The organism is Thalassospira profundimaris WP0211 (assembly GCF_000300275.1).
GTDB lineage: Bacteria > Pseudomonadota > Alphaproteobacteria > Rhodospirillales > Thalassospiraceae > Thalassospira > Thalassospira profundimaris.
Genome location: NZ_AMRN01000018.1, coordinates 1 through 2,678 on the forward strand (window position 1 = coordinate 1; position 2,678 = coordinate 2,678).

4 protein-coding genes are annotated in these 2,678 nt (G+C 56.8%); 2 read left to right on the forward strand and 2 right to left on the reverse strand.

Going from position 1 to position 2,678, the window contains the following annotated elements:
* Positions 1–136 precede the first annotated feature (136 nt).
* Together TH2_RS20340 and TH2_RS20345 are read right to left on the reverse strand one after the other, a co-directional pair.
* Positions 137–370, reverse strand: coding sequence for a type II toxin-antitoxin system ParD family antitoxin (locus TH2_RS20340; protein WP_008892341.1), 234 nt, complete (start codon positions 368–370; stop codon positions 137–139).
* A gap of 145 nt (positions 371–515) precedes the next feature.
* Complete coding sequence (locus TH2_RS20345) at positions 516–1,427, reverse strand: LysR family transcriptional regulator (protein ID WP_008892342.1); 912 nt, start codon at positions 1,425–1,427, stop codon at positions 516–518.
* 116 nt (positions 1,428–1,543) lie between these two features.
* Here TH2_RS20345 and TH2_RS20350 point away from each other — a divergent pair, with 116 nt between their 5' ends.
* Both TH2_RS20350 and TH2_RS20355 read left to right on the forward strand, forming a co-directional pair.
* Positions 1,544–1,945 (forward strand): DoxX family protein, encoded by a 402-nt coding sequence (locus TH2_RS20350; RefSeq protein ID WP_008892344.1) that lies wholly within the window; start codon positions 1,544–1,546, stop codon positions 1,943–1,945.
* Between the two features lie 34 nt (positions 1,946–1,979).
* Positions 1,980–2,561: a flavodoxin family protein gene (locus TH2_RS20355; protein ID WP_008892345.1), complete on the forward strand. Its 582-nt coding sequence runs from the start codon at positions 1,980–1,982 to the stop codon at positions 2,559–2,561.
* Positions 2,562–2,678: the final 117 nt, after the last annotated feature.

Genomic DNA, 2,678 nt, shown 5'->3' on the forward strand with positions numbered 1-2,678 from the left:
TCATCCTCTATCAGGCGCTCAGCATCGGACGTCGCAAATCGGATGATGCGGCGAATGCCGTCTAATCACACGCCTGCGTGATCTGTAACATTGTAAGGGCCGTGTCTCGTCTTTCGGCTGCGGCCCTTTTTTTGCGTCAAATGTTCCAGTCTTCATCCATGACTTCCCGCATAATATCATCGACAGAGCGGGGGCTGCGACCGCTGTTAAGCCCCTCATTAAGCGCCGCCTTCAGCAGTTTTTGTCTGCGTTGGTCCTGCCGGATCAAATCGCGAATATAGTCGCTGGAACTTGCGTATTCGCCCTGTTCTATCTGGCTTTCGACCCATTCGCGCATAAGATCAGGCAGGGATACATTCATCGTCGCCATGATGTGCTCCGTTATCAAGGTATGGCAAATTATGTCAAATTTTGCCAATGCGGCCTATCACGGACGTGTGCTTGTTTCGCGATGCGGGCTTTTCCTTTGGCTCAGATACGCAGATCGCCCACAGCATCCTCAGCCCCTCAAACCCTCAATCCAGATACGGTGCCAGAACCTCCTCGATCCAGGCCATAAAGGCACGCAGCCGCCGAGACAGATTGCGACGGTGGGCAACGACAAGGTTGACGTCCAGCGGTTCCGGGCGGAGATCCGGCAGGATTTCCACCAATGCACCGCTTTCCAGATGCCGGTGGACACCGGTATATGCCGCTTGGATCAGGCCAAGGCCAGCAAGCCCGGCGGCCTCGTAGGCTTGCACGCTGTTTACTTGCAATGCGCCGGGCAGCGGTAATGTCGGATAGGCATCGCCATCGCCAACCGGATATTCCCAGCCATAGGGCTTTGCGCCCAAGGTCCGGCTGTAATGAACCGTGCGGTGGCCTTGCTTTTGCAGATCATCGAGCGAGAGCGGCGTGCCGTGCCGCGCCAGATAAGCAGGACTTGCCGCATTCACCATGCGCAGCCGCCCCACGGGGCGGGCAATCAGGTTTTCGTCTCCAACCGGGCCAATTCGCAGGACACAGTCAAAACCCTCTTCGACCAGATCTACCTGCCGGTCGGTGCTGGACAGCTCCAGCTCCAATTCCGGACAGGCGGCCATGAAGTCCGGCAAGGCAGGCACCAATGTTGTCCGTGCAAGCTCGGTTGGCAAATCCACCCGCAGCCTTCCGCGCAAAGTGCTGTTATCGCCAGCAAACATCGTACGCATGTCGTCGAAATCGCTCAGCAAGTCTCGCGCACGCTGATGGAACCTGCGGCCATCGTCGGTCAATTGCACGCTGCGTGTTGTCCTGTGCAGCAGCCTGGCACCCAGTTCCTCCTCCAACTGTCGCACAACGCTCGAAGCACGCCCTTTCTGTATGCCCAGGCTCTCTGCCGCGCGGCTAAAGCTGTGCATTTCGGCGATCCGCACAAAGATCATGAGGTGCTCAAGGTTCTGCATATGAAAAAGCTAATTGTTTCTTTTTGAGAAAACAATGCGTTTTTATTTGCATGATTTATCGCATTAATCCGGCGCGATAATTTGGCGGTGAAAACAAAGCTCAAACCGGAGACATCATGCCAGACAACAAGAAACCCAACTTTCTGCCTTGGCTTGGATATGCCGCCAGCGCCCTTGTTGTCTTTGCGCTGCTTGCCGATGGTGCCGTGCAGTTTTTTGTCCCCGCGCTGGCGGGGCCGATGCTGCGCGAAGGCGGATTTGACATCGGTCTGGCACCGCTGATGGGTGCGATCATGGTGTCTTGCGCGATCCTGTATGCCGTTCCGCCAACCGCCGTGTTTGGCGCGATCCTGACAACAGGCTTTCTTGGCGGGGCGATATGCACCCATGTTCGACTGGGCGAAATTGGCTCGCCGCCAGTGATTATCTCGCTTGGGCTGGGCCTGCTGACATGGGGCGGCCTTTACCTCCGTGATCCCCGGATCCGACTTTTGTTGCCGATCCGCCGCAAAGCATGACCTGCGGCATGCTCATTCCCGAAAGGACAAAGATATGACCAAAGACACCATTACAACTGCCATCGTTTATCATTCCGGCTATGGCCACACCCGGCGCGTCGCCGAAGCCGTCGCCGAAGGAGCCGGTGGCATCCTGATTGCCATCGACGCCGATGGCAATATTCCCGACAGTGCATGGGACACTCTGCTGGCCGCTGATGCAATCATCTTCGGTGCACCGACCTATATGGGGGCTCCCAGTTGGCAGTTCAAAAAGTTTGCCGATGCCTCGTCCAAAGCTTGGTTCGTGGATGCTTGGGAAGACAAGGTCATGGGCGGTTTTACCAATTCCGCCAGCCTCAACGGCGACAAGCTCAGTACATTGCAATATTTCATGCTTCTCGCCTGCCAGCACGGGGGACACTGGGTGTCGCTCGCGATCAAGCCTGCGAATACCAAGGCGGCCAAACGCGATGACCTTAATCGGATGGGCTCCCATGTCGGTCCGATGGCACAGGCTGATGCGGATGCCACCCCCGAAGAAATGTCGGTGGGCGATCTGGAAACCGCGCGCCTCTATGGCGTTCGTGTCGCAAGGATTGCCGCCCAGTTCGCTGCCACCCGAGTTGTACAGTAATCAAAGGCGCGCTCCATGATGGATACAAAAAAGTCCCTTCTCATCGGAGGGCACTGGTCTGGTGCCAGTCGTGGGGGAACTTATACCTGCCATGATCCGTTTGTGGGTCGATAACCG

What these genes read in the sequence shown, in the direction of transcription:
- TH2_RS20340 (WP_008892341.1), bottom strand. Translation starts at nt 370, where the DNA reads ATGGCGACGATGAATGTATCCCTGCCTGATCTTATGCGCGAATGGGTC.
- TH2_RS20345 (WP_008892342.1), bottom strand. Translation starts at nt 1,427, where the DNA reads ATGCAGAACCTTGAGCACCTCATGATCTTTGTGCGGATCGCCGAAATG.
- TH2_RS20350 (WP_008892344.1), top strand. Translation starts at nt 1,544, where the DNA reads ATGCCAGACAACAAGAAACCCAACTTTCTGCCTTGGCTTGGATATGCC.
- TH2_RS20355 (WP_008892345.1), top strand. Translation starts at nt 1,980, where the DNA reads ATGACCAAAGACACCATTACAACTGCCATCGTTTATCATTCCGGCTAT.